The following is a 15,609-nucleotide window of genomic DNA, read 5'->3' as shown; positions in this document are numbered from 1 at the left end:
TTCCTTATGCAAACCGGCCCAGCGTTTTAACAACGATAAGGTCCAGAGGCATGTAGAGGAAGTGCACGAGCACCAAGAAGATCGCAATTATGACGACCCCACCGAGGACTACAAGCGTTTGCCACTTCCTGCGACGTGCCAGTTCCGCCTTGGTGTGAATGTAGGGAATGGACGCCAGAACACGCCGGCCGACCACACTGCCCAGAGCCTCGACACCGCGTACACGCTGGCTCAGCATCTCGAGCAGCATGACCAGTGCACCGGCACCCACCGGGGCGAGGACAAAGCCCATGGCAACCACTTTCTTGCGGTTCGGTCTCACCGGTTTTTCGGGCATCAGCGGCGATTCGAGAAGCACGAAGCGCTCCGCTTTGTTTTCCTGTTCCAGGCTTTCGGAAATCTTCGCACCCATTTCCTTCGTGCGAATCTCTTCATATTTTTTACGCGCGTTGTCATGGTCACGCATCAGGGTGACCAAGCCACGCTCGACTTGCGGCGTCTCAAGAATCTGCGCCTCGTAGGCGTCGATTTTACTCAGTATTTCGCGCTTCTGATCGGCCAGCGAATTGATCCGGGCCTGCGAGGCGCCTACACGGGCCTGAGCCTTGGCAACGTCCAGGCTGACCGGCGCCACCGAGCTGCCCGCGTTACCGCTGGCAGATTCAAGTGCAGCAATTTTGCGTTTGACGGCGCGCACATCGGGGTGGGCTTCGGTGTACAGCGACAACAATCTGGCGTACTCCGCCTTCAAGCTGCCCAGGTCTTGCGGTTTATCAGCCGCCGCACCCGCCGCGCCTGGCTTGGCAACGCCAGCACTGGCCGCGGAGACCTCGAGTTCGTTGAAGCGCAGCTCCTCGCGGGCTGCCTTGTAGTCGCGGTCGACCTCTTTGAGTTCGGTTTCGGCGCGCGACAACATGTTCATGCGCAACTCTTGATGCTCAGGCAGCGCGTTGCTGTGTGCCTGCTTAAAGTCTGCCAGGCGGTTTTCCAGGGCTTCCAGTTCGACCCGCAGCTTGTCCGCTTCCTGCGTCAGGAATTCGGTGGTCTCACTGGCGCGCTCGGTGCGCTGCTTGATGTTTTCATCGAGGAACAGCGTCACCAGTTCGTTGGCGACTTTGTTCGCAACTTCTGGCTCGCGGTGCTCAAAGCCAAGGCGGAACGCAATGGTCACTTCTCCGCGTCCTTTGACAGCCGCGCTGACAAGCGAAACGGTGATTGCATTGCGCATTTCGTCAATCTTCTCGGTCACGCTCAGCTGACGGCTTTGCGAAGCAAAAAGGTTGTATTTGTTGATGATCGCTTCCAGATGCTCACGGGTCATCACGCGCTGGCGAATGACTTCGATGCGCTCGTCGGCAAAGGTATTGTTGTTCGCCGCCACCAGGTCCGGGGAGATTTGCTGGGACTCGACCAGGATCGTGCCGGAAGACTCATAGGTGGGCGGAAGCGAGATCGCGACCATCACGCACACGCCAAGGATGACCACAGCACTCACGATCAACAGCACCGCGCGGTGCTTGATGATGGCGATGTAGTCGTTAACCGACATTTCGTATTCAGAAGTCATAATGTTCACAGAGCTGAATGTCAGAAATCCGGGTGACTATAAGTCAAGGTCAACCCGACGACGTTTGCGTTGGCATCCGGCAAGCCATCTTGCTGGCGTTCTTTGTACGTGTAGGATAGGCGGGCCACCCAAAAAGGCGAGAGCTCCTGGCTGAACCAGGCGCCTACATCGCGCAGGGTGTTCGGTGTGATGCCCTTGGTTTTTTGCCACGAGGACTCAACGCCGGCACGACGGGTATCGTCGATGGCGTAGCTCCAGTTCCCGTGCACATTACTCAGCTCGACAAACCCGCCGTCACCGCTGGCGACAGTACTGCGACTGGCGTCGAAACTGGTCTCGATACGGTCACCGGTGTACTGCAACGAAACGCCGCCCTGGCCAGTAGGGCTTCCGTCCGTGCCAGTGGTTTTGTTGACACCTGCGTAAACCGACCCTTTCAGTCGATCCGAGATGTCGTAGTTCAAGCCCACTACGGGGGTGTAACTGTTTGAGGACGACACCGCAGATCCCTTCTCCGGTTCATAACGCTTTGCACCCAAGCGCGTGAAAAGCTCCACACGCTCGCTCCATGCATAGTTCAAACTCAGCCGGTTCGCCAGTTCGTCGTAGTCCGTCAACGTGGCAATGTCGTACGTGGCGTGGCTGTATTCGGTTTCGTTAACCAGCGTAGTACGCTCGCTGAGCGCCGTACTCCAGTTGCCGCCGAACGTGCTCAGCTTTTGCGTCCCGTCGGGAGCAATAACGCCGGTTTGCAGAACCTCAGTGGCGAGCGTCGAACTCTCGACATACCGCGCCTTCAAACCATAACCACCGGTTTCAGTCTCGCGCTGCCAGCCGACTCTCAAATCGGGGTCTTCACGGTCCGTCACGATGGACGTATCCGACGAACGCACCACGTTCACCCCAAGACCGAACGTAAACTGATCGCGGTCGGCAGTGCCGACGAGCGTCAGATCGGGGGCGATAATGGTGCGGGTCACGCCCTTCTCGTTACTAGAAACGAGCACGGGGTTGCTGTCGTACTCGACAGTCGATGGCACCACGGCTGACGATTGCCAGGTGGCGGCATAGGCCACACCGGAACACGGTAAGGTCAGGATGGCCGTCGCAATTCCAGTTGTTCGCAGCACAGGCAAGATATTCCTTATCGCATCGCGCAAAGCTAAGGCACGACCAGCGTATCGCCGGCCTGGAGTTGAATGTTGGTGGACATGTCATCCCCGGAGATCAGGTCGCTGTAGTGCACCGGCAGCACCAATTGCTTGGAGCCACTGCGCCGAATGACCTTGATCTTGTCTTTGTCCGCGAACTTGTCGAAACCGCCTGTGTTGCTCAGGGTTTGCAATACATCAAGCGAACCCGGCATCGGCACGGGCCCCGGCTTCAGTACTTTGCCTTGCACATAGACGACGTTGCCTTCAATGCTCTTGATGACAACGCTGACATTCGCATAGGGAATGAATTTTTCAAGTTCGGTAGCGATTTTCTTTGCGGCGCCCGTAGAGTCAAGGCCTTGAACGTCGACCTTCCCCGCCAGTGGAAAGGTAATGCTGCCATCGGGAAGTACACGCACTTCCTCGCGCATCTTGTCTTCGCCCCACACGGAAACGACGATGTTGTCGCCCGGCTTCAGCGTGTAGTCGGTGCTCTTTTCGTCAGCACTGGAGACGCCGGGCAAAATAGCCAGCGCGCAGAGTACAGGAACTAATAAACGCAACATCGGGATCCCTCCGCCTAAATGGCCATGCAGGAGTTTTACATAAAAACGGGGCCAAATCACTCTATCCCATTTCGCGTCAAACAAGCGATCAAACAGTGCTTCTGGCAACCCATTTCATTCTGACGCAACCGATCAGTCACCAAAAAGGAAGCCGCAAAACAAAAATAGCTTTATTTAACAATAGGTTGGAGTTGTACATACTGCCCCCCGACACCCAGCGTCAAAATTAAACCATTCAAGCGAACACCCAACTAACGCAACCAACTTACTTCAGTTATCGTTAACTAAGCATTCCCTCTAAACTTTAAAATCTTCAAACCATTAACACTTCATCTTTTCCGGCAAGTGAACACTCCGGTTCTTGATGCCAGAACAACCCTTATACCTTCCGACGATTGGCAACCACGATAAAGCCCAGCAATGCAGACGAAAACAACCAGGCCGCCGCTGGCAATGGTACAGCCTTCGATTGACTAATGAGGGCGTCAGCACCACTCGCCAGACCCTTATCCTCGTTAGACAAATCAACCACTAACGGAGCATTGGAAAGAGCCGCCATTAAACCGTCGCACGATAAACTATTGACGGAAGCGCCAGTCGCCGTTTGATTGTTGTTGCTATTGGATTTGGTCGCCTGACCATCATCGAAGTACTTATCGGTGATAGAAGAAGGCACGCCAAGGACGTTTCCAAACGCATACAACGCGCCACTTGGGTGCTCTTCCAGAGCCGCACCAAGTTGAGGCGCGGCATCCACGCAAGTGCTACCTATCCGACTAATTTCATTCGTCAAAGTGGTGGCGTGAGCCCCTGAAATCGCTGCGCCATTGAGGAGCATCAACATCAAAACGTTTTTAATCACAAGTTTCGTATGCATAACACCGCCTCCCTGCGCAGAGGGTTGCTCGTTTGTGGATGAAGGATTTCGTATCAGGTTAAGTGAAATGTATAAGCACATAGCCATTACGTCAATAGCTCGTCACAATAATTAATCGAAATATAAATTTTCACGAAGTGGCGTCAATTTTACGACACGACGAAAGGTATATACCTCAATCGATCGCGCTATCCATATGAAAAAGCCTGAGGTTTTCCCATTGGCCCCAATTGACCGTCAGGGAGTCGTCACTCAGCGCCTGCTCGCACGCCCCAGACCTCAAATCCTGTGGGCAAACCCGATCACTGAGCTCTATGATTGAACCCAATGACGACCTCAGCTCCGATCCGCCAACCCTGCCCGCCCGGCGCCTGCGACTGCGGGCGTGACCCGTTGCTGGAAACTCCGGGGGCGGATGTGCGCATCCTGTTGCTGACCCGCACCGAGGAAAAACGCCTGATCGAGCGCCTCGAAAACCTGCAGAGCCTCGGCGACCTAGAACGACTGCAACAGCGCATGTACCAACAGCTGGGGCTGCGCGTAAACATTGCCCCTGGCTTTAATGAAGTACGGACCATGCGCGGCATCAATATCAGCCTCGGCGAACTGCCCGGTTTGTGCCGCAAGACTCGTGCCGCAATCCCCGCCGCCATTCGCCGTTCGCTGGAAAAGCGACCGGAGATCGCCTACGAACTGCTCAACGCCAACGACCTGTTGCGCGACGCTTGACCCCCCTTGAACAGGATGATCAGCGGTCGTACACGGCGCGCGGCGCGCTGCTATGCCTTCACATGGGAGCAGTCGCTGTAAACCAGCCAGGACGGAAGTGGAAACCCGCGTGCGACCCTGGTCCCGGCGCCGACCAGGTGAGTGAAGGAACAGGTGCCATTCCGCAACAGGAGGTGGCCGATGTTATTCATAGTCAGTTGGTCGATCAGCCCGGATAACCGTAATGCAGCAATCGAACGTTTTCTCAGGACCGGGGGCGCCCCACCACCGGGCGTTACGATGAAGGGACGCTGGCACGCCGTTGGCGGGTCCGCCGGCTTCGGGATTGCCGAGGCGAGTGATGGTGTGGCGATTCAGAAATGGGTGCTGGACTGGAACGACCTCATGAACATGGAAGTCCATGCCGCGTTGACCGACGAGCAAATGGCGCCGCTGCTGGCCGCCACTGTCGGTCAATAGCGAGCGACGCAACAATCAACGATTCGCAATCACCTGCCGGGGCTGCCGCACATTGCGTCAGTTCCTGCAGGCCCTGCCCTTCCAGTGATGCGATGTCACTGCACATCTCAATCAGCCTCCGCGGCCAACCTTCGAAACATCAGGCGCTGGTCTGTGTATGAATTACTGGATATTTCACGATTCATACCTACTCTCTTTCGCGGGGGATCCAAATTCCAGAGCCGTCGGGAGACTGCTCTAAAGCACTGGCGCCATTGCACAGGATTTCAGGATGAGTAGGAAAAAATCAGCCTCGATGTTCGCTTTCCCTCTACTTGCGCTGTGCTGTCAGCAGGCTCACGCCGGCGGCATCATGCTCTACGAAATCGGCACTGATAACGCTGGCCTTGCCAATGCCGGTGCCGCGGCACGAGCACAAGGCCCTTCTACTATTGCCAGCAACCCCGCGGGCATGAGTTACCTGCCGGGCACTCAAATCACCGGTGGTTTGCAGGTGCTCTACGGCGATCTGACCTTCAATCGCGACTCGGGTACCAATGTTTCCGGAAGCGGCAGTGGCAACGCCCTTGACCCGATTCCCGGCGCCAGCTTTTTCATCAGCCATGAACTGGACGATCACTGGAGCATCGGCTTCGGCCAGTACGGCGACTTCGGCCTGGCCGTCAACTATGACAACGACTGGTCGGGGCGCTACTTCGCGCAAAACTCCAGCCTGCTCGGTTTGTCGATGGTGCCCAGCGTGGCGTATCGCTTCAATGAGCAATGGTCGGTGGGCGTCGGCGTCAAAGCCATGTACGGCATGTTGAAAGCCCAGACCGCCATCGACCGTTCACCGTTCGGCCTCACCGACCGCAGCGATGGCCAGTTCAAGTACAAAGACACCGATTGGGGTTTTGGCGCGAATGTGGGGGTGATCTACGCCCCACAAACGGGCACCCGGATCGGCCTCGCGTACACCAGCAAGGTCGACCTGAGTTTCGAAGACGGGTTGGACATCAAGGGTAACGGCCCGCTGCTGGACCGTTTGAACGGGGCGAACACCCAACTCGATGTGACGGTGCCGCAGACCGTCACCCTTAGCCTGTTCCAGCAACTCGACCCGCAGTGGGCCTTGCTTGCCTCGGTCAACTGGCAGGACTGGTCAGAGTTCGGCGAGGTCGGGATTGATGTCGACACCAGCGCGGGCAATGCGAGATCGACCACCATCAACGGCAACTACAAGGACACCTGGCAACTCGCGCTGGGTGCGCAATACCAGGCGACCAAAGAACTGCTGTGGAACGTCGGCGTGGCCTACGACAGCAGTGCCGTTTCTGACAGCAATCGCACCGTCACCGTGCCCATGGCCGAATCCTGGCGCCTTGCGACGGGAGTCACCTATGCTCTGAACAAGGACACCGACGTCAACGTCAGCTGGGCCATGGTCTGGCTCGGCGACATGCCGGTGGACCAGACCAAATCCACGTCAGGCAATCGAATTTCCGGTCAATTCGACAGTGCCTGGATTCAAGCGGTGACCGGAAACATGACGTGGCGATTCTGACGCCCTTGCTACCGAAAAAACGACCTAATCCATGGAGCACACCCCACTATGAACCTCTCCCGAAAATTGTTCGTCGGCGCTGCAATGGCCAGTCTGCTGCTTGCCGGCTGTACGTCGAAAGTCACCGAGAAGGAACAGTATTCAGGCTACCTCTCCAACTACAACAACCTGCAGGAAGTCGAGACGCCCAGTGGTGGAACCGCCATGCGTTGGGTCAGCCCGTCGTGGAACCCGAACGCGTATGACACCGTAGCGTTCAACAAACTGGAGCTCTACCCGGCGCCCAAGCCTGATGAGCGCGTCAACCGGCAGACGCTGGACGACATCCAGAACTACATGACCGCCAAGGCCAGAAGTACCCTGGGGCAGAAATACCGCGTGGTCCCCAGCGCAAGTGCCGCACCCAAAGGCGCAAAAACCTTGATCATGCGCGCGGCGATTACCGGGGTCAGCGCATCGAATGAAGGCATGAAGTGGTATGAAGTGGTTCCCATCGCGGCCGTAGTGGGCGCGACACAAGCGGCCTCAGGCCATCGGGATCAGGACACAGAACTGTTTATCGAAGCCGAGTTCATCGACGCCAAGTCCAACGAGACGGTGGCCAAGGTCGTGCGCAAAGTGTTTGGTACACAGTTGGCAAACGAAAGTCAGAAGATCACCGCGAAAGACTTCAAGGCGGCGATCGACAAACTGGGCACCGACTTCCAGGCCTTTATCAGCAAGCCGCAAGCGTATTGATCACTGCTTCATGCCGACCCGCCGACGCATGTCGGCGGTGATCGTCTGCCGGGTCTTCTTCAGACCAGCCCAGGGCTCGTCACCGACTTCGGCCAGGCGTTCATGCACGGTGTGCACGTTCCACTGATTGCCGCCCTTCAGTTCTGCCACCTCTTCCCGAAAAATCGGCACCGACACCGGTAGCCCTTCACGGGTGCGCGCGGCGTACGCGCAGATGGTGGTCGCGCCCAGGCCGTTGCGCAGGTAATCGATGAAGATCCTGCCAACCCGGTTCTTGGGCCCGGACACGGCGGAAAACCGCTCCGGCAGCAGCTTGGCCATATGGCTGACAATGGCGTGACTGAAGTCCTTCACCTCGTCCCAGCCGAGCTTGCGTGTCAACGGCACCACCAGGTGAATGCCTTTACCGCCGCTGGTTTTGAGGAACGCCTTGAGCCCCAGTTCATCCAGCACCGACAGCGTCAGCTGAGTGGCCTCGACCATGCTTTTCCAGGGCAGCGCCGGGTCGGGGTCGAGATCGAGGACAAAGCGGTCGGGCTTGTCCAGTTTGTCCGAGGTGGCATTCCAGGTGTGCAATTCCACGGTGCTCATCTGCACGGCACCGATCAGCGCTTCAGCATTGTTGATGATCATCACCGGTTGGCCCGTGACGTCCTTGTCCAGGGTGGTAATCCCCGGAATGGCCAGGCGCTCGGCGTTCTTCTGGAAAAACAGTTCACCGGCGATGCCGTCCGGCGCTCGCACCAGCGCCACCGGGCGGTCTTTGAGCTCCGGCAGAATCCATTCGGCGACGCTGGCGTAGTACTCCGCCAGCTGCACTTTCGTGGTGCCGCTGCTGGCATCGATGACCCGGTCCGGGTGCGTGATGCGCACCTTGCCCTTGTCCAGGCCGATCTGTGAGGGTGCAGGTTTTTCAGTAGTTTTCTCTTTGGCCTTCGCCACGGTCGGACGCTCCTCGGTGATGTCTTGTGCGGGCTTGTCGTCGCGCAGGCCATGGAACACGGCATGGCGCACGGAACCATCCTTGGTCATTTCGGCAAAGGCGATTTCCGCTAACAGCACGGGTTTGAGCCAGTGCACACCCTTGGCGTCGAAGCCGCTCGGCGGATTGACCACTGCCGGTTTCTTCGCCTTCAACGGCTTGAGTTGTTCATAGATGTTTTTCAGGGAAGCTTCATTGAAGCCGGTGCCGACCTTGCCCGCGTAGCGCAACTCGCCGCTATCGCGATCATGCAGGCCCAGCAGCAAGGCGCCGAACGCGTTGCGCGAGCCTTTGGGGTCGGTGAACCCGACCACGACAAATTCCTGTCGATGCTTGCACTTGAGCTTGATCCAGTCACTGCTGCGTCGCGACACATAAGGCGAACCCAGGCGCTTGCCGATCAAACCCTCCATCTGCATCTGGCAGGCACTGTTGAGCAGCGCTTCCGGTGCTTCGCCGAACGAGTCGGAAAAGCGCAGCAAGGGAGATTTGTTGGCATTGAGCACCGTCGACAGCGCCACGCGCCGTTCCTCGACCGGCACCTCGCGCAGGTCCACGCCATTGAGGTAAGGCATATCGAACAGGTAGTAAAGAATGTTGCCGCTGCGGCCCGAGTCGAACGCATTTTGCAACGCCTGGAAATCCGGGACGCCCTCCTCGTTCGCGACCACCATCTCGCCGTCGAGCCAGGCGGATTCCAGCCCCAGCGCGGCCAAGGCTTCGGCTTGCGCCGGCAGTTTGTGGGTCCAGTCATGGCCGTTGCGGGTAAAGAGCATGACCTTGTCGTGGTCGATGCGCGCCATGATCCGGTAACCGTCGAACTTGATTTCGTAGCTCCATTGGCCGTCCGGGGCTTTTTCCACGAGCGTGGCCAGTTCGGGTTTGATCAGGTCCGGCAGTTTGGCTTTGTGCGCACCGGTGAGTTTCGCCGAGTGTGCGTGGGGCGCTACTTTGCGCGCAGGCTTTTTGACCGGTTTGGGTTTGGCCGCCGTTTTGGCCTTTTTGGGCACAAGGGTCCGGTCGCTGAGCACGCTGTCCGGTTCGGCGGCGACCACGTCGTAATCGCTTTCGGGTTTGGCCGCGCCATCCTGATGTTTGATCAGAAACCATTGCTCTTGCTTGCCCGGCATGTGCGTGCGCACCAGGTTCCACAGGCCCGCGAGTTTTTCGCCCTTGAGCTCGAACTTGAGCTTGCCCTTGGCGTAGGCCTTGGCCGGATCGTCCTGGGGAATCCACACGCCGCGGTCCCAGACGATCACATCGCCGGCGCCGTAATGCCCTTCGGGGATGTTGCCCTCGAAGGTCGCGTAGTCAATCGGATGGTCTTCGACGTGCACCGCCAGGCGTTTGACCTTCGGGTCCAGGGACGGACCTTTCGGCACCGCCCAGCTTTTCAGCGCGCCATCCAGTTCCAGCCGAAAATCATAGTGCAGGTGCGAGGCGTCATGTTTCTGGATGCAGAACTGCAAGGCATGGTCTTTCGCGATTTTTTTGCCTGACCGCCGGGCGGCCGGTTCGGACGTCGCCGAGAAATCGCGCATGCGGTTGTAGTCATCCAGATTCTTGTTCATGACACCCCTGCCCACTCAACGTTTTCCCCGAGGCCCGGGCCCATGCGTGTGACGATCAGCGCAACCACCGCGATCCTTTCCACCCGCTGATATCCCGGGGTCAACAGCTCTTCGCCAAACACGTCGGGATCGAGCTCGCGATAGGTCCAGCCGAACTGCTTTGAATCCAGGTACGGCGCCAGCGCCTGTAGAAATGGATCGCGCCCGTCCACCATCGCCACGCCGGTGTACAACACCAGCGAGCCGCCGGGGGCCAGCCGATTGAGCGCCTGCTCGACGATGCGCAACGATAACTGAGCGCCCAGCGCGCCGCCGCCGTGGCGATAGGCACGTTCGGCCGGGTCGGCCATGTACGGTGGGTTGGCGACGATCAGGTCAAAGTTGCCATCGACATCCTCCAGCACATCGCTGGCTTCAGTGCTGACGTTGGCCACTTCCGCAAGCGCGGCATTAACGGCTGTGAGGCGTAGTGCCGCCGGGTTGATGTCGACCGCCAGCACCTCGGCTTCACGGCGCGCGCGGGCGATCACAATCGCTCCGACGCCCGCGCCGCAACCGATGTCCACAGCACGCCTGATCGGCGCGAAGTTTTGCTGGAGATGGCTGTGAATCAACTGGGCAAAACGGTAGGTGTCCGGGCCGAAGAACACCGAGTCCGCAGCGTCCGTCGGGAATCCGGAATGTACAAATAGCAAGTCATCGAGGCTAGACCAGCGCACGCGGCTTTTAAGCCGGCCCTGATTTTCTTCGAGCACGCCCGCCTGGAGTAACTGGCGCTGCTCGTCCGCCGACAACAGCCCGGGAGCGAACGCCCGGGACCAGCCGTAAATGTCACGCAGGGTCGAGGCCTGTTGCACTCCCGCTCGGTCATTGACCCGCTGATGGGTCAGCGGCGTCGGCGTGACAAAGCGGTAGCCGTCAGCCTGCAAACGTCGCCCCAACTGCAGCAAAGCCAGATCGTCAGCCCCCAGGCATTCTTCCTGATTCATAACGAGCTCCTTATCTAAGGCCGGACCTGAGTTCGATAAACCTGCGCGTGGCCATCAAACCGGCCGGATGGGCGTGGCGCCGGGCCGACAGCCATGGAATCAGCACCGGCATCTCCTCGTGATCGGCGAGCCCTTGCAGCGTGGCCTGCAAGCTCTGGATGTCCGCGTCGTTGGCTGGCAGCTCAGGCTCGACTGTCGTAGCACCAGGGCTGCGACGAAACATGGGCGCGGCGCGCTTGGGCTTCCAGTCACCGGCGATCCAGTCGTGCAACAGCTGTTTTTCATAAGGGCTGAACACGCCGAACATCGCGGCGCCATCGCCGTCGATCAACTGCCAGAAACGGCTGTTCTGCGGGTCTTGATCACGCTTGATCCAGCCTTTGTTTTCCAGGGCAACGAGAAAGCCCGGCAGCTGTTCCGGCGAGGACAGCCATTGATTGACCGTCTGGCCTTCCACTTTGCAGTAGTCGGAATGCATGTGCTGACCGAACGGGCGTTTACGCTCGAGCATGTTCAGCACTTCGGCGTAGAGGTCGAATGATTCGATGATGGCGCGGCTGCCCTGCCCCAGGTCATTGAGTCGATAACCCAGCGTGACCCGGCGCACGAACTCTTCGCGATCGGCGTCGATCGGCAGCAACTGCAATACCGACTGCACGGCCTTTTGCGCGTGCCCGGTACTGGCATTGTCGATGGTCACGTGCAGCGTGAAGTAATACGGATCAATACCCAGTTCACTGAGTTCATAGGCACTGATCAGCAAATGCAGGGGCAGCATTTCGTAGCCGAGGTTGTAGCCGATCACTTCAGGCAGAAATTCGTCGCTGCATTCACCCAACGCCAGCTGAATGGCGCCTTGCAGATAATACGCGTCGTCCAGCACACCGCAGTCTTGCAAGCCATGTTCAGCGAGGAGTTTGCTGTAGATCGCAACGTGATTGCGCGCCGGGTTGCCGCTGCCCAATTCTTCCAGATAGGTGCAGATCAGGCCGTCGAAACGCGGGTCGCGCCAGTGCTGCAGCAAACCGTACAGCCACGCGCCGTCGACCTTTTTGGTCGGGCCGACCGCTTGCAGAAAAAACAGCGCGTGCGCCTTGTTGCTGAAGAACTGGCGCGGTACGCCGTTTTTGCGCGACTTCAGGTAGTCGGCGTATTGGCGAGCCACCTGGATGCTGCGTTGTTCGACAAAGCTCGCAAGCGCTGACAGGTCCTCGGGTATTTCCTGGGGAAGGTCTGCCGCCTGTTGAATCTGCGTTTGCAAGAGGCGCTGACCCAGTGCGCGCCGTTGTTCGGCATCGTCGCTCAACAGCAACTGTTCGTAGCACTGCTTCAGGCTGCCGGGGGGCGGTATCGATTGCTCGCTGGTAATTCTGGAGTGGAGTCGAGTCAGGACAGTCATGGGCGCATCTCTCGGTCTGAGGCCAGTGGCAGGACGCTGAATCAACACGTCTCTACAGCAGCAGATCGATGTGCCCGGAGAAAAATTCAATCGAGGTTGAAATCGCCCTGACAGACGGGAATGTGGCGCGGCACCCTGATACCGAAACCGTTGCAGGAGCGGCTTCGAACCGCTCCTGCAGGCGGGGTTAGCTCAGGTTTCCGCAGAAAAGCGTCTGCTCGCCATCGGCCGGGGCTTCACGCACAACCAGCGCATAGCCGCCCGCGCGGAGCGTGTCGACGGCGACCGGCGCACTCTTCCAGAAATACCGCATCGAGGCCGACGAGTAGAACCGCGCATTCGGGCCGTCGTTCATGTCATAGGCCGGTTTCGCACCCAGGTTGGCGCAGCTTCCGGGATAGATGTAGGCCTGCACACGACCGGCTAACGCAGTGCCCATGGGCTCGCCGCTGATGGCAAACCAGAACACTGTTGCGTTGCCGCTAGGCATCATGACGGGCCTGGCGATACTTCCGGCATTGATGGGCGTAGGGTTGAGGGGAATATTGGTGACCTGGTTGTCCGGTACTGTTGAGCACCCAGTGATCCACCCGACCGCTACCACCAACGCCAGCGAAGATACGATTTTCATCGTGATACTCCCGCTTTTAGGACGCGTTGAAGTGATCCCCCTGATCAATTTTAGCTGTCGGGGGAAAGCGGGCAGTTCTTCGGATGGTCGGTCGGGTTGGTGGGGCCGCCTGTCAGGCACCGCCACCCTTGGCCTGCTGTTCCAGATGCACCTGCAACTGCGGATCAATCTTCAGCGCTGCCGCCAGTTCATCCAGATAATTGCGCTCGGCGTCCTGCTGGTCGTCCACCAGCATCACACTGGCCAGGTACATTTCAGCGGCGATGGCCGGGTCCGTGGCCGAGCGCGCCACATCGGCGGCGTCCAGTGGCCGGGCCACTTCATCATCCAGCCACTGCTGCAATTCCGGGTCATCGGTGTGGCGACCGATTTCAGTGCTGATCATCTGTTTTTCAGCGTCATCGATCCGGCCATCGGCCTTGGCCGCTGCAATTAATGCACGCAGGACCGCATGGCTGTGGTCTTCGATTTCCGGGCCGGACAACAAATCCGCCGTGCGCGGCGCCTGCTGCGGGGCTGCCGCGGCCTGATTGCGCTGCCAGGCTTGATAGGCCTGGAAAGCCATCATGCCCAGCGAAGCCAGCGCTGCATAATTGGTGCCGCCACCGGAGCGAGTCTGGGTCGAGCCGCCCAAGGCCGAGCCGCCGCCCAGCAAACCACCAAGCAACCCACCCAGGCCTCCGCCCCCCGCACTGGCAGCGCCTCCGCCTCCCCCGCCTAGCAGGCCACCGAGCAATCCGCCCAGGTCGCCGAGCCCACCCTGGCCGGCCCCGCCACCTTGTTGCGACATCGAGCCCTGTCCGGAGCGCAATAGTTGTTCGAGCAAATCGCTGGTATTCATGACGATGTCCTCCGCGGTGGAAGTTATCCAGTCAGGCAACGATAGTCCTCGCCGGCAAATGCGCCACCACCGTTTGGCTGACGTGAACGCCTTGAGGCGCGGCGGGTAATTGCTCCGGATAAATCCACAGTATTTTTTGGTGGCCCAGCTAAGATTTACAGACGGTGAACCTTATTCCCGGATTTCCGGTCGATACCTGCAACCCGACCCGGTTTGCCGCCACCCTCGATCCTGAGGGTGAATGACTGGCTTGCTTCACTTTCTGGAGAACGCCCCCGTGATATCCACCTTACACATCGCCAGGCTCAAAGCATGGGGCGCCCATGGTTTCACCGCCACTGGCGTGGTCACCGCGTTTCTCGCGACCCTCGCCCTGCTGGAAAACCAGCCGACCAATTGCCTGCTGTGGCTGGGCGTTGCCTTGATCGTCGACGGGCTGGACGGCGCACTGGCGCGCAAGGTCAACGTGCAGTCGGTGCTACCGAGTTTCGATGGCTCGATTCTCGACCTGGTGATCGATTACCTGACCTATGTGTTCATCCCGGCGCTGTTCATCTATCGCTACGTTCCGCTTCCGGACTACACGCTGCTGCTGAGCATCTCGCTGATTCTGGTGTCATCACTGTTTTGCTTCTGCAACGTCAACATGAAGAGCAAAGACAACTACTTCCAGGGCTTCCCCGCCGCGTGGAACGTGGTTGCGCTGTGCCTGTACATCATTGCGCCGTCGCCGTGGATTACCTTGCTCACCATCATCGGCCTGGCGTTGCTGACCGTGACCCGGATGAAGTTCTTGCACCCGTTCCGCGTGCGTCGCTTCATGCCGATCAACATCGCAGTGACGGCCATCTGGCTGCTGTGCAGTTTGTCGCTGGTGATCAACCACCCGGTGATCAACCCGCTGGTGATGGGGCTTTGGCTGTTGATGTCGGCCTATTTCCTGGGGATCTGCTTCTGGCGCACGGCGCTGGAGTGGTTCGACGAATCGCGGCACAAATAAGCCGGCGAGTTTCCCTTAACTTGTAGGAGCGAGCTTGCTCGCGATGGACTCAAGAACACCGCGTTTAGCCAGCAAGCACGCGTATTCGTTAACGACCCTCGCGAGCAAGCTCGCTCCTACAGGTGCTGTACAACTAAGCCAGCCACGAAAAAGCCCGCACAAGGCGGGCTTTGTAAATCGAGTAGGTGGCCAGCGCTGGTCTCTGGCTTACAAGGTTTATCAGGCCTCCCACAGAACAGTCTTGTGCTGTCCTGCTTCACACGGCATAAGGGCTGGATCTCAGCGCGGAGATCTTTCTAACCGTGTACCCTTCGGAACGCTACCCCGCGTTTCCTCGCTATCCGCTTTGCGCATCAGTCTGCGTCTTCACCTACACGTTGAAGGATAGCAAGGGACTCGCGATGCGACAGGTGATTTTTAGACCAATTTTGCCCAGCAGCGGGTGGCTAAAATCGGAAAAATTCTATTGCAGCGCGATGAATTGAAAATGGAGACCTGTGGCGAGGGAGCTTGCTCCCGCTGGGTCGCGTAGCGGCCCCAAAAGATGGGCCTGCTACGCAGTC

General features: G+C 58.7%; 14 protein-coding genes. 5 read left to right on the top strand and 9 right to left on the bottom strand.

The genetic code is table 11. From position 1 onward, the window contains the following. Positions 1 to 4 precede the first annotated feature (4 nt). The 4 genes from EJA72_RS10245 to EJA72_RS10230 all read right to left on the bottom strand — a co-directional run bounded on the left by EJA72_RS10245 (position 5) and on the right by EJA72_RS10230 (position 4,164). Positions 5 to 1,567, bottom strand: a complete 1,563-nt coding sequence (locus EJA72_RS10245) for a lipopolysaccharide biosynthesis protein (RefSeq protein WP_157711348.1) — start codon at positions 1,565 to 1,567, stop codon at positions 5 to 7. Positions 1,568 to 1,587: 20 nt separating this feature from the next. Next, a complete protein-coding gene (locus EJA72_RS10240) occupies positions 1,588 to 2,703 on the bottom strand; it encodes a hypothetical protein (RefSeq protein WP_157711347.1) in 1,116 nt (371 codons plus the stop codon). 26 nt (positions 2,704 to 2,729) lie between these two features. Next, entirely contained in the window at positions 2,730 to 3,287 is a 558-nt protein-coding gene (locus tag EJA72_RS10235) for a polysaccharide biosynthesis/export family protein (protein ID WP_157711376.1), read from the bottom strand. 379 nt (positions 3,288 to 3,666) lie between these two features. Beyond that, positions 3,667 to 4,164 carry a hypothetical protein gene (locus EJA72_RS10230; RefSeq protein WP_157711346.1) on the bottom strand — a complete coding sequence of 166 codons (498 nt, stop codon included), beginning with the start codon at positions 4,162 to 4,164 and terminating at the stop codon, positions 3,667 to 3,669. Between the two features lie 327 nt (positions 4,165 to 4,491). Here EJA72_RS10230 and EJA72_RS10225 point away from each other — a divergent pair, with 327 nt between their 5' ends. The 4 genes from EJA72_RS10225 to EJA72_RS10210 all read left to right on the top strand — a co-directional run bounded on the left by EJA72_RS10225 (position 4,492) and on the right by EJA72_RS10210 (position 7,633). Then, entirely contained in the window at positions 4,492 to 4,893 is a 402-nt protein-coding gene (locus EJA72_RS10225) for a hypothetical protein (protein ID WP_157711345.1), read from the top strand. 180 nt (positions 4,894 to 5,073) lie between these two features. Beyond that, positions 5,074 to 5,352, top strand: coding sequence for a DUF3303 domain-containing protein (locus EJA72_RS10220; RefSeq protein WP_157711344.1), 279 nt, complete (start codon positions 5,074 to 5,076; stop codon positions 5,350 to 5,352). 271 nt (positions 5,353 to 5,623) lie between these two features. After that, a complete protein-coding gene (locus EJA72_RS10215) occupies positions 5,624 to 6,895 on the top strand; it encodes an OmpP1/FadL family transporter (protein WP_157711343.1) in 1,272 nt (423 codons plus the stop codon). 48 nt (positions 6,896 to 6,943) lie between these two features. Next, positions 6,944 to 7,633 (top strand): DUF3313 domain-containing protein, encoded by a 690-nt coding sequence (locus EJA72_RS10210; RefSeq protein ID WP_157711342.1) that lies wholly within the window; start codon positions 6,944 to 6,946, stop codon positions 7,631 to 7,633. On the opposite strand, the gene ligD is transcribed toward EJA72_RS10210, so the two are convergent. The 5 genes from ligD to EJA72_RS10185 all read right to left on the bottom strand — a co-directional run bounded on the left by ligD (position 7,634) and on the right by EJA72_RS10185 (position 14,046). Next, positions 7,634 to 10,186 carry a DNA ligase D gene (ligD, locus tag EJA72_RS10205; RefSeq protein ID WP_157711341.1) on the bottom strand — a complete coding sequence of 851 codons (2,553 nt, stop codon included), beginning with the start codon at positions 10,184 to 10,186 and terminating at the stop codon, positions 7,634 to 7,636. Further along, positions 10,183 to 11,175: a class I SAM-dependent methyltransferase gene (locus EJA72_RS10200; protein ID WP_157711340.1), complete on the bottom strand. Its 993-nt coding sequence runs from the start codon at positions 11,173 to 11,175 to the stop codon at positions 10,183 to 10,185. Before EJA72_RS10200 ends, ligD begins: the two co-directional genes overlap by 4 nt. Positions 11,176 to 11,185: 10 nt before the next feature. Then, positions 11,186 to 12,574: an iron-containing redox enzyme family protein gene (locus EJA72_RS10195; RefSeq protein ID WP_157711339.1), complete on the bottom strand. Its 1,389-nt coding sequence runs from the start codon at positions 12,572 to 12,574 to the stop codon at positions 11,186 to 11,188. Positions 12,575 to 12,761: 187 nt separating this feature from the next. Next, a complete protein-coding gene (locus EJA72_RS10190) occupies positions 12,762 to 13,205 on the bottom strand; it encodes a hypothetical protein (protein ID WP_157711338.1) in 444 nt (147 codons plus the stop codon). Positions 13,206 to 13,317: 112 nt separating this feature from the next. Beyond that, the gene (locus tag EJA72_RS10185) at positions 13,318 to 14,046 is read right to left on the bottom strand and encodes a tellurite resistance TerB family protein (RefSeq protein WP_157711337.1); all 729 of its coding nucleotides are present in this window, start codon (positions 14,044 to 14,046) and stop codon (positions 13,318 to 13,320) included. A 277-nt stretch (positions 14,047 to 14,323) separates the two neighbouring features. Between EJA72_RS10185 and pcsA the strand changes: the two genes are divergently transcribed. Next, positions 14,324 to 15,046, top strand: a complete 723-nt coding sequence (pcsA, locus tag EJA72_RS10180) for a phosphatidylcholine synthase (RefSeq protein WP_178129240.1) — start codon at positions 14,324 to 14,326, stop codon at positions 15,044 to 15,046. Positions 15,047 to 15,609: the final 563 nt, after the last annotated feature.

The sequence above is a fragment of the Pseudomonas sp. PB120 genome, assembly GCF_009761815.1.
Lineage (GTDB): Bacteria > Pseudomonadota > Gammaproteobacteria > Pseudomonadales > Pseudomonadaceae > Aquipseudomonas.
This window is presented reverse-complemented; position numbering and strand designations above follow the sequence as displayed.

Excerpts from the sequence above, each read along its gene's own strand:
- EJA72_RS10245 (WP_157711348.1), bottom strand. The coding sequence starts at position 1,567 with ATGACTTCTGAATACGAAATGTCGGTTAACGACTACATCGCCATCATC.
- EJA72_RS10235 (WP_157711376.1), bottom strand. The coding sequence starts at position 3,287 with ATGTTGCGTTTATTAGTTCCTGTACTCTGCGCGCTGGCTATTTTGCCC.
- EJA72_RS10230 (WP_157711346.1), bottom strand. The coding sequence starts at position 4,164 with ATGCATACGAAACTTGTGATTAAAAACGTTTTGATGTTGATGCTCCTC.
- EJA72_RS10225 (WP_157711345.1), top strand. The coding sequence starts at position 4,492 with ATGACGACCTCAGCTCCGATCCGCCAACCCTGCCCGCCCGGCGCCTGC.
- EJA72_RS10220 (WP_157711344.1), top strand. The coding sequence starts at position 5,074 with ATGTTATTCATAGTCAGTTGGTCGATCAGCCCGGATAACCGTAATGCA.
- EJA72_RS10215 (WP_157711343.1), top strand. The coding sequence starts at position 5,624 with ATGAGTAGGAAAAAATCAGCCTCGATGTTCGCTTTCCCTCTACTTGCG.
- EJA72_RS10210 (WP_157711342.1), top strand. The coding sequence starts at position 6,944 with ATGAACCTCTCCCGAAAATTGTTCGTCGGCGCTGCAATGGCCAGTCTG.
- ligD (WP_157711341.1), bottom strand. The coding sequence starts at position 10,186 with ATGAACAAGAATCTGGATGACTACAACCGCATGCGCGATTTCTCGGCG.
- EJA72_RS10200 (WP_157711340.1), bottom strand. The coding sequence starts at position 11,175 with ATGAATCAGGAAGAATGCCTGGGGGCTGACGATCTGGCTTTGCTGCAG.
- EJA72_RS10195 (WP_157711339.1), bottom strand. The coding sequence starts at position 12,574 with ATGACTGTCCTGACTCGACTCCACTCCAGAATTACCAGCGAGCAATCG.
- EJA72_RS10190 (WP_157711338.1), bottom strand. The coding sequence starts at position 13,205 with ATGAAAATCGTATCTTCGCTGGCGTTGGTGGTAGCGGTCGGGTGGATC.
- EJA72_RS10185 (WP_157711337.1), bottom strand. The coding sequence starts at position 14,046 with ATGAATACCAGCGATTTGCTCGAACAACTATTGCGCTCCGGACAGGGC.